The 16,403-nt window shown below is 70.8% G+C and carries 18 protein-coding genes, 1 tRNA gene and 1 pseudogene; 12 read left to right on the top strand and 8 right to left on the bottom strand.

Annotated features, from left to right (window positions below; translation table 11 throughout):
• Positions 1–168: 168 nt before the first annotated feature.
• The 5 genes from ACFQ87_RS16460 to ACFQ87_RS16440 all read left to right on the top strand — a co-directional run bounded on the left by ACFQ87_RS16460 (position 169) and on the right by ACFQ87_RS16440 (position 3,840).
• Complete coding sequence (locus ACFQ87_RS16460; protein WP_380611462.1) at positions 169–1,623, top strand: amino acid permease; 1,455 nt, start codon at positions 169–171, stop codon at positions 1,621–1,623.
• A 72-nt stretch (positions 1,624–1,695) separates the two neighbouring features.
• Entirely contained in the window at positions 1,696–2,127 is a 432-nt protein-coding gene (locus ACFQ87_RS16455) for a Mov34/MPN/PAD-1 family protein (protein WP_380611461.1), read from the top strand.
• Positions 2,128–2,277: 150 nt separating this feature from the next.
• The gene (locus ACFQ87_RS16450; RefSeq protein WP_317621128.1) at positions 2,278–2,397 is read left to right on the top strand and encodes a putative leader peptide; all 120 of its coding nucleotides are present in this window, start codon (positions 2,278–2,280) and stop codon (positions 2,395–2,397) included.
• A 122-nt stretch (positions 2,398–2,519) separates the two neighbouring features.
• Positions 2,520–2,798: a MoaD/ThiS family protein gene (locus ACFQ87_RS16445; RefSeq protein ID WP_350514862.1), complete on the top strand. Its 279-nt coding sequence runs from the start codon at positions 2,520–2,522 to the stop codon at positions 2,796–2,798.
• 73 nt (positions 2,799–2,871) lie between these two features.
• On the top strand, positions 2,872–3,840 hold the full coding sequence (locus ACFQ87_RS16440) for a PLP-dependent cysteine synthase family protein (protein ID WP_380611460.1): 969 nt from the start codon (positions 2,872–2,874) through the stop codon (positions 3,838–3,840).
• Positions 3,841–3,863: 23 nt separating this feature from the next.
• Here ACFQ87_RS16440 and ACFQ87_RS16435 read toward each other — a convergent pair whose 3' ends face one another.
• Positions 3,864–4,325 (bottom strand): type II toxin-antitoxin system PemK/MazF family toxin, encoded by a 462-nt coding sequence (locus ACFQ87_RS16435; protein ID WP_380611459.1) that lies wholly within the window; start codon positions 4,323–4,325, stop codon positions 3,864–3,866.
• 188 nt (positions 4,326–4,513) lie between these two features.
• Between ACFQ87_RS16435 and ACFQ87_RS16430 the strand changes: the two genes are divergently transcribed.
• A complete protein-coding gene (locus tag ACFQ87_RS16430; protein ID WP_380611458.1) occupies positions 4,514–4,702 on the top strand; it encodes a MarR family transcriptional regulator in 189 nt (62 codons plus the stop codon).
• A 208-nt stretch (positions 4,703–4,910) separates the two neighbouring features.
• On the top strand, positions 4,911–5,657 hold the full coding sequence (locus ACFQ87_RS16425) for an MBL fold metallo-hydrolase (protein ID WP_380611457.1): 747 nt from the start codon (positions 4,911–4,913) through the stop codon (positions 5,655–5,657).
• Positions 5,658–5,705: 48 nt separating this feature from the next.
• On the opposite strand, the gene ACFQ87_RS16420 is transcribed toward ACFQ87_RS16425, so the two are convergent.
• The 4 genes from ACFQ87_RS16420 to ACFQ87_RS16405 form a co-directional block, all read right to left on the bottom strand.
• A complete protein-coding gene (locus ACFQ87_RS16420) occupies positions 5,706–6,992 on the bottom strand; it encodes an LLM class flavin-dependent oxidoreductase (RefSeq protein WP_380611456.1) in 1,287 nt (428 codons plus the stop codon).
• A complete protein-coding gene (locus ACFQ87_RS16415; RefSeq protein ID WP_380611455.1) occupies positions 6,989–8,077 on the bottom strand; it encodes an LLM class flavin-dependent oxidoreductase in 1,089 nt (362 codons plus the stop codon). The genes ACFQ87_RS16420 and ACFQ87_RS16415 overlap by 4 nt, the downstream gene beginning before the upstream one ends.
• A gap of 397 nt (positions 8,078–8,474) precedes the next feature.
• Positions 8,475–9,752 (bottom strand): PTS transporter subunit EIIC, encoded by a 1,278-nt coding sequence (locus ACFQ87_RS16410; protein ID WP_380611454.1) that lies wholly within the window; start codon positions 9,750–9,752, stop codon positions 8,475–8,477.
• A 532-nt stretch (positions 9,753–10,284) separates the two neighbouring features.
• Complete coding sequence (locus tag ACFQ87_RS16405; protein ID WP_380611453.1) at positions 10,285–11,574, bottom strand: PTS transporter subunit EIIC; 1,290 nt, start codon at positions 11,572–11,574, stop codon at positions 10,285–10,287.
• Positions 11,575–11,976: 402 nt separating this feature from the next.
• On the opposite strand from ACFQ87_RS16405, the gene ACFQ87_RS16400 reads away from it, so the two are divergent.
• The 4 genes from ACFQ87_RS16400 (at position 11,977) to rdgB (ending at position 14,251) form a co-directional block, all read left to right on the top strand.
• Entirely contained in the window at positions 11,977–12,210 is a 234-nt protein-coding gene (locus ACFQ87_RS16400) for a glucose PTS transporter subunit EIIB (RefSeq protein WP_238862766.1), read from the top strand.
• A gap of 106 nt (positions 12,211–12,316) precedes the next feature.
• Entirely contained in the window at positions 12,317–13,042 is a 726-nt protein-coding gene (rph, locus tag ACFQ87_RS16395) for a ribonuclease PH (RefSeq protein WP_380611452.1), read from the top strand.
• A 182-nt stretch (positions 13,043–13,224) separates the two neighbouring features.
• Complete coding sequence (locus tag ACFQ87_RS16390) at positions 13,225–13,614, top strand: hypothetical protein (RefSeq protein ID WP_380611451.1); 390 nt, start codon at positions 13,225–13,227, stop codon at positions 13,612–13,614.
• A 31-nt stretch (positions 13,615–13,645) separates the two neighbouring features.
• Positions 13,646–14,251 carry an RdgB/HAM1 family non-canonical purine NTP pyrophosphatase gene (gene rdgB / locus ACFQ87_RS16385; RefSeq protein WP_380611450.1) on the top strand — a complete coding sequence of 202 codons (606 nt, stop codon included), beginning with the start codon at positions 13,646–13,648 and terminating at the stop codon, positions 14,249–14,251.
• A 73-nt stretch (positions 14,252–14,324) separates the two neighbouring features.
• Here the strand turns inward: rdgB and ACFQ87_RS16380 are convergent.
• Positions 14,325–14,410: transfer RNA gene (locus tag ACFQ87_RS16380), tRNA-Leu, on the bottom strand.
• 12 nt (positions 14,411–14,422) lie between these two features.
• A complete protein-coding gene (locus tag ACFQ87_RS16375; protein ID WP_380611449.1) occupies positions 14,423–15,106 on the bottom strand; it encodes an HNH endonuclease signature motif containing protein in 684 nt (227 codons plus the stop codon).
• A 327-nt stretch (positions 15,107–15,433) separates the two neighbouring features.
• On the opposite strand from ACFQ87_RS16375, the pseudogene ACFQ87_RS16370 reads away from it, so the two are divergent.
• Positions 15,434–15,709 (top strand): annotated as a pseudogene (locus ACFQ87_RS16370) (chitinase); the annotation flags it as partial.
• Between the two features lie 112 nt (positions 15,710–15,821).
• Here ACFQ87_RS16370 and bcp read toward each other — a convergent pair.
• Positions 15,822–16,295: a thioredoxin-dependent thiol peroxidase gene (gene bcp / locus ACFQ87_RS16365; RefSeq protein WP_380611448.1), complete on the bottom strand. Its 474-nt coding sequence runs from the start codon at positions 16,293–16,295 to the stop codon at positions 15,822–15,824.
• Positions 16,296–16,403 lie beyond the last annotated feature (108 nt).

Here is a 16,403-nt window from a genome sequence, read left to right as displayed (position 1 = left end):
AGCCCTGGCCGTTCCGTCCAGCATGTGGACGATCGGCCGGGGCATTCTTGTTTAAATCGGGCAAACCGTAACAGGTCATGCTCAAATATCGCTCAGATGAACACCGCTATCCGGACCCTGCGTGGTACGACTTCTCCCCACCCACGAGACCCACCCAGGACGGTGACCATGGCCGAGCAGATCTACGACCAGGTGGTCGACGAGAAACCGGACGAGGAGGGCTACGAGCGGGGACTCGGCAGCCGCCAGATCCAGATGATCGCGATCGGCGGAGCGATCGGCACCGGCCTCTTCCTCGGCGCCGGCACCGCGATCTCCAAGTCCGGCCCGAGCCTGATCCTGTCCTACGCCGTGGCCGGCCTGGTCATCTTCGCGATCATGCGAGCCCTCGGCGAACTGCTCACCTACCGCGCGGTCTCCGGCAGCTTCGCCGAGTACGCCCGGGAGTTCCTCGGTCCCTTCGCCGGTTACGTCACCGGCTGGACGTACTGGCTGTTCTGGGTCGTCACCGGCATGGCGGAGACCACCGCCGCCGCCGTGTACGTCAAGTTCTGGGCGCCGGACATCCCGCAGTGGGCCAGCGCGCTGACCTTCCTGGTCATCCTCTACGCGGCCAACCTGATCTCGGTGAAGCTGTTCGGCGAGATCGAGTTCTGGTTCTCCATGGTCAAGGTCACCGCCATCATCGGCATGATCCTGATCGGCATCGGCGTGCTGACCCTCGGCTTCAGCAAGGCCGGTGACACCGCGTCGATCACCCATCTGTGGCAGGACGGCGGCTTCTTCCCCAAGGGCATCGGCGCCACCGTGATGACCCTGCAGATCGTCATGTTCGCCTACCTGGGCGTCGAACTCGTCGGCGTCACCGCGGGCGAGAGCGAGAACCCCGAGAAGACCCTGCCGCGCGCCATCAACACCCTGCCCTGGCGCATCGCGCTGTTCTACATCGGCGCCCTGGTGGTCATCCTCTCGCTGGTGCCGTGGCGGGAATTCCAGCCCGGCGTCAGCCCGTTCGTCGCCGCCTTCGGCAAGATCGGCATCCCGGCGGCGGCCGGCATCATCAACTTCGTGGTGCTCACCGCGGCGCTCTCCTCCTGCAACTCCGGGATGTACTCCACCGGCCGCATGTTGCGCGACCTCGCCCTGCGCGGCCAGGCCCCCGGGCAGCTCACCAAGCTCAACACCCGCCGCACCCCGGCCTTCGCGATCACCGTCTCCTGCCTGCTGATGGGCGCCGGCGTGGTGCTCAACTACCTCGTCCCGGCACGGGCGTTCGAGTACATCACCTCGGTCGCCACGGTCTGCGGCCTGTGGACCTGGGCGATGATCCTGATCTCCCAGATCCGCTACCGCAAGGCCTGGAAGGGCGGCCACCTGCCCCCGCCCACCTTCAAGGCCCCCGGCGGCATCTGGGTCAGCTGGGCCGCCCTCGCCTTCCTGGCCCTGGTCGTGGTGCTGATCGGCCTGGACGAGGACAACCGGATCTCGCTGTACGTCTTCCCCGGCTGGGCCGTGCTGCTGGTGATCGGCTACCAGGTGCTCAAGCGCCGCAACCCGCAGGCCGTCCACGCCCGCGCCCACGACCACCTGCACGCCCGGAACGGAAACGTGGACACCCACTGACCGAGCCTCGGACGCCCCGGCGAGCCCCAACCATCTGTTCGGGGCCCGCCGGGGCGTGTCTATCCTGACCACATGCTGACCATCACCCGAGAACTCCGCGACCGGATCGTGGCCCACGCCCGCGCCGACCACCCGGACGAGGCCTGCGGCGTGGTCGCCGGACCGGCCGGCAGCGGCCGGCCCGAGCGGTTCATCCCGATGCTCAACGCCGCCCGCTCGCCCACCTTCTACGAGTTCGACTCGGGCGACCTGCTCAAGCTCTACCGCGAGATGGACGACCGCGACGAGGAGCCCGTCGTCGTCTACCACTCCCACACCGCCACCGAGGCCTACCCCTCGCGCACCGACGTGAGCTACGCCTCCGAGCCGTTCGCCCACTACGTCCTGGTCTCCACCGCCGACGGCAACGGCGAGGACGACCCCTACCAGTTCCGCTCGTTCCGCATCGTGGACGGCGAGATCACGGAGGAAGACGTCCAGGTCGTCGAGGCCTACCAGGCCTGACCAGCACCCACCTGGGCGCGGCCCGCCGATCCTCCGCGAGCGGCCGGCGGGCCCGTTTCATTCCGGCCAGGTCTCAGCATCGGATACCGGAACATCCGGATCCCGAGACGGCCATGTCCGAGCGGGCCCGGGAATCTATACGATGACCCCATGCGTTCCGTCGATGTGAGCAACCAGGCCCCGGGCACCCGCCTCGTGGCGCGCCTGCACATCGACCTGTGCCGGCACGCCGGCGCGATCTGTCCCGGCACGCCCGCGCGCTCGCGCTGAGAGCCGCCCCGCCCCATCCCGGGCCCGCCGCCGAACCCGCGGTGCCGCGCCCCGGGCACCGTCCGCCCGGCCGCGCCCGCCGCGGCCCACCCACTCCACCCGACTCGCACAGGAGCGCACCCATGGCCATCGAGGTCCGCATCCCGACCATCCTCCGCACCTACACCGACGGCGCCAAGGCCGTCGAGGGCAACGGCAGCAACCTCGGGGAACTCTTCACCGACCTCGACGCCCGCCACCCGGGCATCGCCGCCCGCCTGGTCGACGGCGGCGAGCTGCGCCGCTTCGTCAACGTCTACCTGAACGACGAGGACGTCCGGTTCCTGGAGGGCATCTCCACCGCTCTCGCCGACGGTGACAGCGTCACCATCCTTCCCGCCGTGGCCGGCGGCGCCCGCTGATCTCCCGGCTCCCCCGCCCGGCGGCGGGGGAGCCGCCCCTCTTCACCCGCACCGCCGTGGCCGGAGGCCTCCCTTGCGATACGACAGTCCGCTCGAAGCCGTCGGCAACACCCCGCTGGTCCGCCTGCCGCGGTTGTCCGCCGCCCTCCCCGGCAACGCCGAGGGCCTGGTGAGCCTCTGGGCCAAGCTGGAGGACCGCAACCCCACCGGTTCGATCAAGGACCGCCCGGCGCTGCACATGATCGAACGCGCCGAGGCCGACGGCCGACTCACCCCGGGCTGCACCATCCTGGAGCCCACCAGCGGCAACACCGGCATCTCGCTCGCCATGGCCGCCAAGCTCAAGGGCTACCGGATGGTCTGCGTGATGCCCGAGAACACCAGCGAGGAACGACGCGAACTGCTCCGGATGTGGGGCGCCGAGATCATCTCCTCCCCGGCCGCCGGCGGCTCCAACACCGCCGTCCGGATCGCCAAGGAGACCGCCGCCGAGCACCCCGACTGGGTCATGCTCTACCAGTACGGAAACCCCGACAACGCGGGCGCCCACTACGCCACCACCGGGCCCGAGATCCTCGCCGACCTGCCGACCGTCACCCACTTCGTGGCCGGCCTCGGCACCACCGGCACCCTGATGGGCGTCGGCCGCTTCCTTCGCGAGAAGGTCCCCGGCGTGCGGATCGTCGCCGCCGAGCCGCGCTACGACGACCTGGTGTACGGGCTGCGCAACCTCGACGAGGGCTTCGTCCCCGAGCTGTACGACGCCGAGGTGCTCACCACCCGATTCTCGGTCGGCTCCGCGGACGCCGTCCGCCGCACCCGTGAACTCCTCCAGCAGGAGGGCATCTTCGCGGGCGTCTCGACCGGCGCCATCCTGCACGCCGCGATCGGCGTCGGCCGCAAGGCGGCGGCCGCCGGGGAACGCGCGGACATCGTCTTCGTGGTCGCCGACGGCGGCTGGAAGTACCTGTCCACCGGCATCTACACCGCCGAGTCGACCGAGGCGGCGGTCGAGGCGCTGCAGGGCCAGCTCTGGGCCTAGGGCCTGCCCGGGTGCCGTAGCGACTAGTGCTGTAGCGACTTCTGCGCCCGGGCCCAGACCTGCCGGTCGACCGTGCCGGCCCGGCGGCGGAACGCCGACAGCGGCACCTCGCGCAGCTCGTCGGTCTCCAGCCAGCTGGTCCGGCCCTGCCGGTCGCCCACCGATCCGGGCGGCAGCGGCAGTACGCCCGGTCGCTCGGCGTGGTGCTTGCTGGTGATCTTCGCGACGGTGGCGGTCCGGCCGTGCACCCGCAGCACCAGGCAGGGCCGGTCCTTGGAACCGGGGCCGTCCTCGAACGGCACCTGCGCCCACCAGATCTCCTGCGGCTCCGGGCTGTCCCTGGTGCTCGGGCGCGGCCGCGGACCGGTCGGCCCGGCCGGGCGCGGGGCCGGGCGGGTGCGCCTCATCAGCACCGCCGCGACGGCCACCAGCGCGGCGAAGCCCGCCACCGCCAGGACCGGCCAGATTCCCGTCATGCCATTCATGCGGCGAACCGTACCGGGCCGACGGTGAACGCCACCACCGTGGCGACTGTGACAGTTGAGCATTTGTCCGCACATCGCTCCCGGTTCGTCACGGAACCGCCACAGTGCCCGTTCTGCCGTGAACGCCCCGGTGCCTCCCGGAAAGCTGCCTCACGAACGTCCGCCCCCGTCCCCCCGGAGGTGCCCTCGTGGGAAGCGATGAACTGTGGTCGTACGCCGAGATCGCCCGGCACATCAACGTCCAGCTCGAAACCGTCCGCAACTACCGCCGGCACGGGCTGCTGCCCGACCCCGACGTCATCGACGGCAGCGGCTACCCCCGCTGGTACCCCGACACCATCCGCGCCTGGGCCCGCAACCGCCCCCGGCACCGCTGATCCGCGGCCCCCGTCGTCTCCCCCGCGTTCTGGTGATTCCAGCCACAGCCCGGCACGGGGACGGGGGCAAAGTGCCGCTCCGCCCTTACCCTCGACACACCAACGCAGTGCTACCGGCCGGTCCACCGGCCCGGCCTGCCGTTTTCCATGCTGTTTTCCATGCCGTTTTCCAGCAGCAGCCGGGACGTGTCGGGGCGGAGGGGCTCGGATGAAACTGACCGTGGTGGGGTGCTCGGGGAGCTTCCCGTCCGCCGACTCGTCCTGCTCCAGCTACCTGGTCGAGGCCGACGGCTACCGCGTGGTGATCGACCTCGGCAACGGCGCGCTCGGCGCGCTGCAGAAGTACACCAGCATCTACGAGGTCGACGCCGTCCTACTCAGCCACCTGCACGCGGACCACTGCGTCGACCTGTGCGCCTACTGGGTCGCCCGCAACTACCGTGCCGAGGGCTGCCCCGACCTACTGCCGGTGTACGGCCCGGCCGGCACCGCGGAGCGGCTCGCCCGGGCGTACGACATGCCGGAGAACCCCGGGATGAAGGAGGTGTTCGAGTTCCGCACCGTCACCCCCGGCAGCTTCGAGCTCGGCCCCTTCCGGGTCTTCGTCGCCCAGGTCAACCACCCCGTCGACGCCTTCGCCTTCCGGCTGGAGCACGGCGGCCGCTCGCTGGTCTACTCCGGCGACACCGGGGAGAGCCCCGAACTCGTCGAACTCGCCCGCGACACCGACCTGTTCCTCTGCGAGGCCGCGTACCTGGACGGCCGCGACACCTACCAGGCCGTCCACCTCAACGGCCGGGAGGCCGGCGAGCACGCCACCGCCGCCCGGGCCCGCCGGCTCGTCCTCACCCACATCCCGCCGTGGACCGACGCCGAGCGCAACCGCCGCGACGCCGCCGCCGCGTACGCCGGCCCGGTCGAGCTGGCCCGGGCCGGCGCGGTCTACGAGATCTGACCCGGTCGGCCCGGGCCCGTCGACCTACGGCCGCCCGGGCCCGTCGACCTACGGCCGCCCGGGCACTGCCAGGCCGAGGTGGTCGCGCAGGGTGGGGCCGGTGTAGTCGGTGCGGAACACCCCGCGCTCCTGGAGCAGCGGGACGACCCGGTCGACGAACTCGTCCAGCCCGCCCGGGGTGAGGTGCGGGACCAGGATGAAGCCGTCGGCCGCATCCTGCTGCACGAAGTGGTCGATCTGCCCGGCGACGGTGGCGGGGGAGCCGATGAAGGACTGCCGGCCGGTCACCTCGATGACCAGTTCGCGGCTGCTCAGCCCCTTCTCGACGGCCAGCGCCCGCCACCGTTCGGCGGTGCCCACCGGGTCCGGGATGCGGACGCGGCCCTGGACCAGCGCGCTGTCCGGGTCGGGGTCGAAGGCGGGCAGCGGCCCGTCCGGGTCGTGGTCGGAGAGGTCGACGCCCCAGACCTGCTCCAGGTGGTTGAGCGCGGTGCGCGGTCCGACCTGGGCCCGGCGGACCTCGGCGGCCCGCTCGGCCGCCTCGGCGTCGGTGTCGCCGAGGACGAAGGTGGCGGCGGGCATGATCTTCAGCTCGTCCGGCTCGCGCCCGTACCCGGCCAGCCGGCGCTTGACGTCGGCGTGGAAGGCCTGGCCGTCGGCGAAGGTGGAGTGCCGGCTGAACACGACGTCGGCGGTGGCGGCGGCGAACTCCCGGCCCTCGTCGGAGTCGCCGGCCTGGATGACGACCGGGTGGCCCTGCGGCGGGCGGGGCAGCGAGAGCCGGCCCTCGACCTCGAACTGCGGGCCGCGGTGACGGACGCCCTGCTCCCCGGCGTCCCAGAACTCCCGTGCCAGTTGGACGGATTCGGCGGCCCGGGAGTAACGGTCGGCGCGGTCGAGGTAGCCGCCGCGGCGGAAGTTCTCGCCGGTGAAGGCGTCGGAGGAGGTGACCACGTTCCAGGCCGCGCGGCCGCCGGAGAGGTGGTCCAAGGAGGCGAAGCGGCGGGCGAGTTCGTACGGTTCGTTGAAGGTGGCGTTCACCGTGGCGGCGAGGCCCAGCCGTTCGGTGACGGCGGCCAGCGCGTTCAGCACGGTGATCGACTCGGGGCGGCCGACCACGTCCAGGTCGTGGATGCGGCCGTTGGTCTCGCGCAGCCGCAGGCCCTCGGCGAGGAAGAAGAAGTCGAACTTCCCGCGCTCGGCGGTCTGCGCGAGGTGTCGGAAGGAGGCGAACTCGATGTGGCTGCCGGAGGCCGGGTCGCTCCACACCGTGGTGTTGTTGACGCCGGGGAAGTGCGCGGCGAGGTGGATCTGCTTGAGCGGACGGTCCGTCATCGGGTCACCTCGGCGAGGGCGGGGGAGTCGGCGTTCTCGGTGCCGGCGTTCTCGGTGCCGGCGTTCTCGGAGTCGGCGGGGGCCGCGTAGCGGCTGGCCGGGCGGGCCAGGCCGAGGTGGTCGCGCAGGGTGCGGCCGGAGTACCCGGTGCGCAGCAGCCCGGTGGCGCGCAGGGCGGGGGCGATCCGCTCGGCGACGGCGGTCAGGTCGCGTTCGGGTTCGGCGGGGGCGAGGTGGAAGCCGTCCACGCCGGTGCTGGCCGCGGTGAGTTCGGCGAGCAGCCGCTCCTCGGCGGCCCGGTCGGGCAGGGCGGCGTCGAGCCGGGCGAGGATGCGCAGGTGCTCGCCGGAGCGCAGCCGCAGTTCGGTGGCGGCGGTCAGTCGGGCGGCCCGGTCGGGGGCGTCGAGCAGCACCACGTCGGCGTACCGGATCGCGGTGGCCACCCGGGCGCGCCCGCCCGGCGAGGCGTCCCGGGCGAGGTCGGCGGCGGCCACCGGGACGGCAACCACCGGGCGGCCCTGTGGCGGGCGCGGGGTGATGGACGGGCCGCGGACCGCGAAGTACGGCCCCTCGAAGTCGATGTGGTGCAGCTTCTCGCGGTCGATGAAGCGGCCGGTGGCGGTGTCGCGGATCTCCGCGTCGTCCTCCCAACTGTCCCAGAGCCGGGCGGCGACCTCGGCGGCGTCGGCCGCCTCGGCCCACAGCTCGTCCTCGGGGGCGACCGGGCGGCGGCCGAAGGCCCTTGCCTCGGCCTCGGTGGTGGAGACGCCGAGCAGCCAGCCGGCCCGGCCCTCGCTCACCCAGTCCAGGGTGTTGACCGAGATCGAGGTGTGGAAGGGCTCGGTGTGGGTGGTGGTGACGGTGGGCACCAGTCCGACCCGGCTGGTCAGCGGGGCGATCCGGGCGAGGGTGGCGAGTGCGTCGGGGCGGCGCGGTTCGGCGGTGAAGGAGTCGTCGAGGGTGACGAAGTCCAGGGTGGCCCGCTCGGCGAGGCGGGCGAGGTCGGCGTAGTACCCGGCGTCGAGGCGGCCCGGCTGTTCGGTGGCGGCGTCGACGGCGGCGGACAGGTGCAACTGGCGGGGCATGGCGAGCCTGACTTTCCTCGTGCGCACACGTGGGGACGCGTGCGGGCGGCCGTCGGCACCCGGGAGTGCGCGGCCGCGCGGTGACGGCCCGTGGACGGGCTGGGCCCGGGCGGGCGGAAGGGGAGGAGGACCGGCGCCGGGCGGGACGTCAGCCGGGCGGCGGCGGGGGAACGGTCAGCTCAGCCGCGACACGCCGCGGACCACACGCGACCGAAGTCGATGTGGCTGCGGGTGACCAGCGGGCACGAGGCGTTCACCGCTTCAGTTGACCAGGGGGTCCGTCGGTTCGTCAACAGCTGTTTCCGCGAGCCGCGACCCCCGGGCACGCGCGAGGCCCCGCCGGGCCGCTGGGTGAGCAGCGGCCGGGCGGGGCCTCGACGGCGGGGACGGACGGGCTTCAGGCCTTGGTCACGTCCTCGATCTCGTCGTCGTCCTCGCGACCCGGGGTCTTGAGGTCGAACTTGGTGATCGCGAAGCGGAAGAGGAAGTAGTACAGCGCGGCGAAGACCAGGCCGATCGGGATGATCAGCCACGGGTCGGTGGCCTTGTTCCAGGCCAGCGCGTAGTCGATCAGACCGCCGGAGAAGGTGAAGCCGTCGTGCACGCCGAGGGCCCAGGTGACGGCCATCGAGACCGCGGTGAGCAGTGCGTGGATGACGTACAGGACCGGGGCGATGAAGACGAAGGCGAACTCGATCGGCTCGGTGACACCGGTCACGAAGGAGGTCAGGGCCAGCGACATCATCATGCCGGTGACCGCCTTGCGGCGGTGCGGCTTGGCGGCGTGGGCGATGGCCAGCGCGGCCGCGGGCAGCGCGAACATCATGATCGGGTAGAAGCCGGACATGAACTGACCGGCGGTCGGGTCGCCGGCGAAGAAGCGGTGCAGGTCACCGTGGACGACGGTGCCGTCCGGCTGGGTGAAGTCACCGGTCTGGAACCAGGCGAAGGAGTTCACGAACTGGTGCATGCCGACCGGCAGCAGACCGCGGTTGACCAGGCCGAAGGCACCCGCGCCGAACGCGCCGGCGCCGATCAGGCTGTCGTTCAGGCTCTTGATGGCGTCGCCGACCGGGCCCCAGGTCAGGGCGAAGAGCACACCGACGCCGGTGCCGACGAAGGCCATGATGATCGGGACGAGGCGGCGGCCGTTGAAGAAGCCGAGCCAGTCGACCAGCCTGGTGCGGTGGTACTTCTGCCACAGCACGGCGGCCAGCAGGCCGATCACGATGCCGCCGAGCACGCCCGGGTCCTGGTAGACCGGCTTGATCCACTTGTCGCCCTCGATGTGGCCCTCGGTGACCGGGAACGCGGTGAGCACGTTCTTGTACACCAGGAAGCCGACCAGCGCGGCGAGGGCGGTGGAGCCGTCCGCCTTCTTGGCGAAGCCGATCGCGATGCCCACCGCGAACAGCAGCGGCAGGCTGCTGAAGACGCCGTCACCGGCAGTGGCGAAGACCGAGGCGACCTTGTCCCAGCCGAGGCCGTCCTTGCCGAACACGTCGTCCTGGCCGAGGCGCAGCAGCAGGCCGGCGGCGGGGAGCACGGCGATCGGCAGCTGGAGGCTGCGACCGATCTTCTGCAGGCCCTGGAGGAGGTTCTGGCCGAACTTCTTGGCGGGGCTTGGCGTGGCCGGAGCCGTGGCGGGCGTCGGTGCCTGCGCAGACTGACTCATGGGGGTGGGTTCCTAACGGCATGGCGGTCGGTCGGGGGAAGACACAGGGGGCCGAACCGCGAACTGGTCTACACCACGTGTGGTGTAGACCAGTTTTGTAGCACGGGTGGAGAAGGCGGGGAACCCCGGAAAGCACCGCCGCCCGGAAGCGCTATGAAATCGAAACCTAGTCGCGGAACGACGATCATGATTTCAGTCGCGATTGGGATTTTGGCTATTTGCGCAACAAAAAGCGCCGTCGCCGTGCGGCGCCGGGCCGGGGCGGGCGCCCGGGGTCGCGCCGGACGATCCCGCCGCTCCGGGGCGTGCGCGACGGCTGCTGAGAGTGATCGTGGCGTCGCGGACGTGCCGGATGTGGCGTCCCCCACCCGCGGTCGGGCGCGATCGGGAGCGTTGCCGGGTGGCCGGATCGCGGCCGAATTATCTTCTCCGCGGCCATCGGTCCGGGAATTCAGTCCTTTCCCGAAATGGCGAAGGCCCCCGGGCCGTCGGGTCCAAGGGCCTTTGCGGGCGATGTGCGGGGCGGCGGGATTCAGGCCTTGGTGACGTCCTCGACCTCACCCTCCTCCTCGCGGCCCGGTGTTTTCAGGTCGAATTTCACGATGATGAACCAAAAGAGCGCGTAGTACACCGCGGCGAAGCAGAGTCCGATGATGATGATCAGCCACGGCTTGGTGGCCAGCCCCCAGTTGATCACGTAGTCGGTCAGGCCGGCCGAGAAGCTGAAGCCGTCGTGCACCCCGAGCCCCCAGGTGACCGCCATCGAGGCGCCGGTCAGCAGCGCGTGCACGCCGTACAGGGCCGGGGCGATGTAGGCGAAGGAGTACTCGATCGGCTCGGTGACGCCGGTGACGAAGGAGGTCAGGCCGACCGAGAGCATCAGGCCGTAGATCTCCTTGCGGCGGTGCGGCTTGGCGGCGTGGGCGATCGCGAGCGCGGCGGCGGGCAGCGCGAACATCATGATGGGGAAGAAACCGGACTGGAACTGGCCGGCCGTCGGGTCGCCCGCCAGGAATCGCGGGATGTCGCCGTGCACGATGGTGCCGTCGGCCTTGGTGAACTCCCCGAACTGGAACCAGACGAAGGTGTTCAGCAGCTGGTGCATGCCGATCAGCAGTAGTGCGCGGTTGAACAGGCCGAAGAGGCCGGCACCGCCCGCGCCGAGATCGGCGAGGTTCTGCGAGAAGTCGAACAGAGCGCGGCCGATCGGCGGCCAGACCCACAGCGCGAGCGCGGCGGTCAGCATGCCGACCAGTGCGGTGATCATCGGCACCAGGCGGCGGCCGTTGAAGAAGCCCAGCCAGTCGACCAGCCTGGTGCGGTGGTACCGCACCCACAGCCAGGCCGACATCAGGCCGATCAGGATGCCGCCGAGCACCCCCGGGTTCTGGTACGTCGCGTTGGCCGCCTTCGCCGAGGAGAAGTCCACGCACTGGTCGCTGACCAGCACCGTCGGCGCCTTGCAGCTCTCCGGGAAGGCGTGCAGGACCTTGTAGTAGACGAGGAAGCCGACCACGGCGGCCAGGGCCGTCGAGCCGTCCGCCTTCTTGGCCATGCCGATCGCCACACCGATGCAGAACAGCATCGGCAGGCCGAGCGCGGAGTCGAGCAGGGCGCCGCCGGCCGCCGCGAACACCTTGGCGACGTCGGTCCAGCCCAGGCCGTCCTTGCCGAAGACGTCGGGCTGGCCGAGCCGGTTGAGGATGCCGGCCGCGGGGAGCACCGCGACCGGCAGCTGCAGCGAGCGGCCCATCTTCTGGAGTCCGCCGTAGAAGGTGTGCCACCGGGCGGTCCGCGGGGCCGTGGCTCCTGTCGAACTCATCATCCGCCTCCGGGAGCAGTTGCCGTCGGGAGACCCGGTGCGGGACCCTCGGGCGGGGCCAGGAACACCCGGGGTCCTTCCTGCGTTCACCGGAGTACACATATATTGGTGTAGACCACTTTGGGGCGCAGGTCGGACGTCGGGACGCGAGCCCCGCTGATCGTCATCCTCGGGCGGCGGTCGGAAGCCTGCGCGCTGAAATGGGCCAAAAGTGGTCTAACGTGGCATGCCGGACCGGCTCGGGTCATGCTTGTCGCGCTGCCCGCCAGCACGACCGCAGCTGAACCCGCGTCAGCCTCCGGCACGGACCTCACCGCCCGACGGTCGAGGCCCACCCCAAAGCACAGCGCAGGACGGCACCCGGCAGAGCCGCCGAAGGGCCGAGACAGAGGGAGAAACCAGATGGCCAGCAAGGCTGAGAAGATCGTCGCCGGTCTGGGCGGCATCGAGAACATCGAAGAGGTCGAAGGCTGCATCACCCGCCTGCGCACCGAGGTCAAGGACGCCTCCCTGGTCGACGAGGCCGCCCTCAAGGCCGCCGGCGCCCACGGCGTCGTCAAGATGGGCACCGCGATCCAGGTCGTCATCGGCACCGACGCCGACCCGATCGCCGCCGACATCGAGGACATGATGTGAGCTGAGCCACCCAGGCTCACCACACCCGGCCCGCCGACCCGCTCAGGGGGACGGCGGGCCGAGGCACATCCGGAACCGGCGACCGGAGCGACTACGCTCAGTGCCTATGTCACGCATCGACGGCCGCACCCCCGAACAGCTCCGCCCCATTACCATCGAACGGGGCTGGAGCAAGCACGCCGAAGGCTCCGTCCTCATCTCCTACGGCGACACCAAGGTGCTCTGCACCGCCAGCGTCACCGAGGGCGTCCCGCGCTGGCGCAAGGGCAGCGGCGAGGGCTGGGTCACCGCCGAGTACTCCATGCTCCCCCGCGCCACCAACACCCGCGGCGACCGCGAAGCCGTCAAGGGCCGCATCGGCGGCCGCACCCACGAGATCAGCCGCCTCATCGGCCGCTCGCTGCGCGCCGTCGTCGACCACCGCGCCCTCGCCGAGAACACCATCGTGCTCGACTGCGACGTCCTCCAGGCCGACGGCGGCACCCGCACCGCCGCCATCACCGGCGCCTACGTCGCCCTGGTCGACGCCGTCTCCTGGGCCCGCGAACGCAAACTGCTGCGAGCCAAGGGCCAGCCGATCACCGGCGGCGTCAGCGCCGTCAGCGTCGGCATCATCGACGGCGTCCCGATGCTCGACCTCCAGTACGAGGAGGACGTGCGCGCCGAGACCGACATGAACATCGTCTGCACCTCCGACGGCCGCTTCGTCGAGGTCCAGGGCACCGCCGAAGGCGCCCCCTTCGACCGCGACCTCCTCAACCGGCTGCTCGACCTCGGCACCCTCGGCTGCGCCGAGCTCGACGGCATCCAGCGTAAGGCCCTGGAGGGCTGAACCCCCGCCGGGCGCACGGCCGTCGACCACTCCAGGCGCACCACCCGACGCACCGTCGGACGGCCTGCTGTACAGGCCCGGCCCGCAGCCCGTACGGTTCCCGCAGCACCCCCGCTGCGGGAACCGCGCACCCCGTGACGCGCGTCCCTCCCCACGGAACCCGCGCCCCCCAGGAGGACCGGATGCCGTCCAGCATCGCCCGCCCCACCGCCCTCGCCGTGGCCGGACTGATCGCGATCCTCCCGCTCAGCATGGTGAGTTGCTCCGCCGCCCAGAAGGCGATCGACTGCGGCAACACCGCCGTGAAGGTCACCGGCGACATCGCCGACCTCACCAAGGCCTACGACAACGCCAGCAACGACTCGGCCGCCGCCGGCAAGGCGCTGCAGAAGCTCAAGGGCGACCTCGACCAGATCGGGAAGAACTCGAAGAGCACCGACGTCGCCAAGGCCGTGACCGACCTGCAGAAGCAGGCTGACAAGGTCCAGCAGGCCGTCGACAAGAAGGAAGCCCCCGACCTCAAGCCGCTCGGCGACGCGGCGGGCAACCTCACCTCCGTCTGCACCGGCTGATCCTCCCCACGCTCTGGATAGGGTGGGTGATATGTCCACCCGCCTGATCCTCGCCACCCGCAACCAGCACAAGGTCGCCGAGCTGCGCGCCATCCTCACCGACGCCGGCCTGGACGTCGAACTCGTCGGCGCCGACGCCTACCCCGAGATCCCGGACGTCCCCGAGACCGGCATCACCTTCGCCGAGAACGCCCTGCTCAAGGCACACGCCCTGGCCCGAGCCACCGGCCTGCCCGCCGTCGCCGACGACTCCGGCCTCTGCGTGGACGTCCTCAACGGCGCGCCCGGCATCTTCTCCGCCCGCTGGTCCGGCAAGCACGGCGACGACCGCGCCAACCTCGACCTGCTGCTCGCCCAGCTCTCCGACATCGACGCCGCTCACCGCGGCGCCCACTTCTTCTGCGCCGCCGCCCTCGCCCTGCCCGACGGCACCGAGCGCGTCGTCGAGGGCCGCCTCCTCGGCACCCTGCGCACCGCCCCGACCGGCGACGGCGGGTTCGGCTACGACCCGATCCTCCAGCCCCTCGGCGAGACGCGTACGTGCGCGGAGCTGACGGCGGACGAGAAGAACGCCATCAGCCACCGGGGGCAGGCGTTCCGGGGCCTGGTAGCGGCAGTGAAGGAGCTGCTGGGCTGACGGGCTGTTGCTGAAGACTGAAGGCCCGCCCCGGGATCATCCGGGGCGGGCCTTCGAATCTTAGGTGTAAGGCTGGTGCGGCCTGAGGGATTCGAACCCTCACGGGGTTTCCCCCACCGGATCCTAAGTCCGGCGCGGCTGCCGTTACGCCAAGGCCGCCTGGCCTCTAGTTTAGGGCTTTGCTCCCGGCGAAAACACCGCGATTCCGTGTGACGCTTTGCGCTTGTTCTTGTTCCGCCCGCAGTAGGTGTCAGTGACGGCGTGACAGTTCGGGCAGAGCAGCCGGAGGTTGTCCGGCCGGTTGTCCGACCAGTCGCCGTTGATGTGGTCGACTTCCAGCGTCATCGGCTGTCCGCACCACTCGGGGCCGGTGCCGCAGCTCTCGCAGAGTTCCGGCCAGCCGAGTTCGGCCAATGCGCTGCGGATCCGCGAGCCGGGGAGCCGTTTGGCTTCCGCGGGGCGCTGTACGAGGAGCTGCGCGGCCGGGATTCGGGTGGGGAGCCGCTTGCCTCGGGCGTGGGCCTGTCCGGTGAAGTGTGACGTGTCGATGCCGAGCGCCTTGATGCGGCGCCCGATGTGGGCTTGCGTGCCGCCGGCCTGTCGTTTGTGGAGGTAGCGCACGACCCCGGCCACGCTGTGGGACACTGCGACGGCTTCCTGGAGGAGCTCTCGGGTGTAGACGGTTCCAGCTGGGTGAAAGTGCGAGGTGTCGATCCCGTACTCGGTGAGCTTGCGGCGAAGGTACTTTCGCCGGTCGAGGTTTGGCACCCGGCCGAGCGCAGTCAGCATCTCGTCGAGCGAGGTGGAGGTGGTCGCGATGCTCGTGAGCAGTTCGCGGGTGTAGTTGGCCAGCATGACTGTTCCCCCGTGGGCAGTTGCGTGCCCCTTCCCCAGCATGCGAACGATCGGCGGGACGATTGGTTACGGCCTGTCGGAGGTTTGGGAAGTGTTTGCCAATTGGTGCAGACCTATTGACCTCTATGGTCCAGACCACATAGCTTCGGCGCCAATTGCAGTCCCCCACGTGCGTGCTCCCCCACAGGCACGCGCCGGCACTCTCTCCTGGAGGACCGGGTGTTGATCCGAACCACGGCGGAGTGGCGTCCCACCGCTGCGTTCCGCCATGAGAGCGCCCGAGCGGGGTTCGCCTCGGTGGCTGCCGCCTCGCTGGCCGGGCTGGTGATGGCGATGCTGGGCGCGGCGCCCTCGCAGGCGTCGGTGGCCGTCGACGACGCGGCCTGTCGACCGGACGGGCTGTACCGGACGCCCGGGGTGGACGTCCCGTACTGATCGGTCTACGACACCGACGGGCGCGAGGAGATGGGCGCGGATCACCAGCGCTGCATCATCGGGTACTTCACCGGCTGGCGCACCGGCAAGAATGGTGACCAGCCGTATCTGGTGAGCGACATCCCCTGGGACAAGGTCACCCACCTCAACTACGCCTTCGGGCACGTCGGCGTCTGGAGCGACCTCGGGGCCTGCTGACCCGATGACGGCCCGTTGAGGTGGGGGACGGTGGCGGCGCACCCGGTCGGGGGGTGTGCCGCCACCGCTTCGTTCGGAGTGATCAGGCCTCGACCTTGAGGTCGCGCAGCAGCTTGGCGACGTGCCCGGTGGCCTTGACGTTGTACAGCGCGCGCTCGACCTTGCCCTGCTCGTCGACGACCACGGTGGAGCGGATCACGCCCAGGTAGGTGCGGCCGTAGTTCTGCTTCTCGCCGTAGGCGCCGTACGCCTCCAGGGCGGCGTGGTCCGGGTCGGACAGCAGCGTGACCTTGAGGTCCTCGGCCTCGCGGAACTTGCCGAGCTTCTCCGGCTGGTCCGGCGAGATGCCGATGACGTCGTAGCCGGCGCCCGCGAAGACCTCCAGGTTGTCGGTGAAGTCGCAGGCCTGCTTGGTGCACCCCGGGGTGAGGGCCTTGGGGTAGAAGTAGACGATGACCTTGCGGCCCAGGTGGTCGGCGAGGGAGACCTGGTTGCCGTCGGCGTCGGACAGGCTGAAGGCGGGCGCGGTGTCGCCGGGCTGGAGACGCTCAGTCATGGGGTGGACTCTCCTGGTGCGTGCGGCTGGGACGGGCGGTCGTACCACGGCAAACTTACCTCCGTTGGTGGGTGGGGCCGCGCGGCCGTGCTCGGCAGCTGACAAACT

This window comes from Kitasatospora sp. NPDC056531, from assembly GCF_042794375.1.
In the GTDB taxonomy this organism is placed as follows: Bacteria; Actinomycetota; Actinomycetes; order Streptomycetales; family Streptomycetaceae; genus Kitasatospora.
This window is presented reverse-complemented; position numbering and strand designations above follow the sequence as displayed.

Bases quoted from the DNA above. Each gene is read 5' to 3' on its own strand.
- ACFQ87_RS16460 (WP_380611462.1), top strand. From the start codon at position 169: ATGGCCGAGCAGATCTACGACCAGGTGGTCGACGAGAAACCGGACGAG.
- ACFQ87_RS16455 (WP_380611461.1), top strand. From the start codon at position 1,696: ATGCTGACCATCACCCGAGAACTCCGCGACCGGATCGTGGCCCACGCC.
- ACFQ87_RS16450 (WP_317621128.1), top strand. From the start codon at position 2,278: ATGCGTTCCGTCGATGTGAGCAACCAGGCCCCGGGCACCCGCCTCGTG.
- ACFQ87_RS16445 (WP_350514862.1), top strand. From the start codon at position 2,520: ATGGCCATCGAGGTCCGCATCCCGACCATCCTCCGCACCTACACCGAC.
- ACFQ87_RS16435 (WP_380611459.1), bottom strand. From the start codon at position 4,325: ATGAATGGCATGACGGGAATCTGGCCGGTCCTGGCGGTGGCGGGCTTC.
- ACFQ87_RS16425 (WP_380611457.1), top strand. From the start codon at position 4,911: ATGAAACTGACCGTGGTGGGGTGCTCGGGGAGCTTCCCGTCCGCCGAC.
- ACFQ87_RS16420 (WP_380611456.1), bottom strand. From the start codon at position 6,992: ATGACGGACCGTCCGCTCAAGCAGATCCACCTCGCCGCGCACTTCCCC.
- ACFQ87_RS16415 (WP_380611455.1), bottom strand. From the start codon at position 8,077: ATGCCCCGCCAGTTGCACCTGTCCGCCGCCGTCGACGCCGCCACCGAA.
- ACFQ87_RS16410 (WP_380611454.1), bottom strand. From the start codon at position 9,752: ATGAGTCAGTCTGCGCAGGCACCGACGCCCGCCACGGCTCCGGCCACG.
- ACFQ87_RS16405 (WP_380611453.1), bottom strand. From the start codon at position 11,574: ATGAGTTCGACAGGAGCCACGGCCCCGCGGACCGCCCGGTGGCACACC.
- ACFQ87_RS16400 (WP_238862766.1), top strand. From the start codon at position 11,977: ATGGCCAGCAAGGCTGAGAAGATCGTCGCCGGTCTGGGCGGCATCGAG.
- rph (WP_380611452.1), top strand. From the start codon at position 12,317: ATGTCACGCATCGACGGCCGCACCCCCGAACAGCTCCGCCCCATTACC.
- ACFQ87_RS16390 (WP_380611451.1), top strand. From the start codon at position 13,225: ATGCCGTCCAGCATCGCCCGCCCCACCGCCCTCGCCGTGGCCGGACTG.
- rdgB (WP_380611450.1), top strand. From the start codon at position 13,646: ATGTCCACCCGCCTGATCCTCGCCACCCGCAACCAGCACAAGGTCGCC.
- ACFQ87_RS16375 (WP_380611449.1), bottom strand. From the start codon at position 15,106: ATGCTGGCCAACTACACCCGCGAACTGCTCACGAGCATCGCGACCACC.
- bcp (WP_380611448.1), bottom strand. From the start codon at position 16,295: ATGACTGAGCGTCTCCAGCCCGGCGACACCGCGCCCGCCTTCAGCCTG.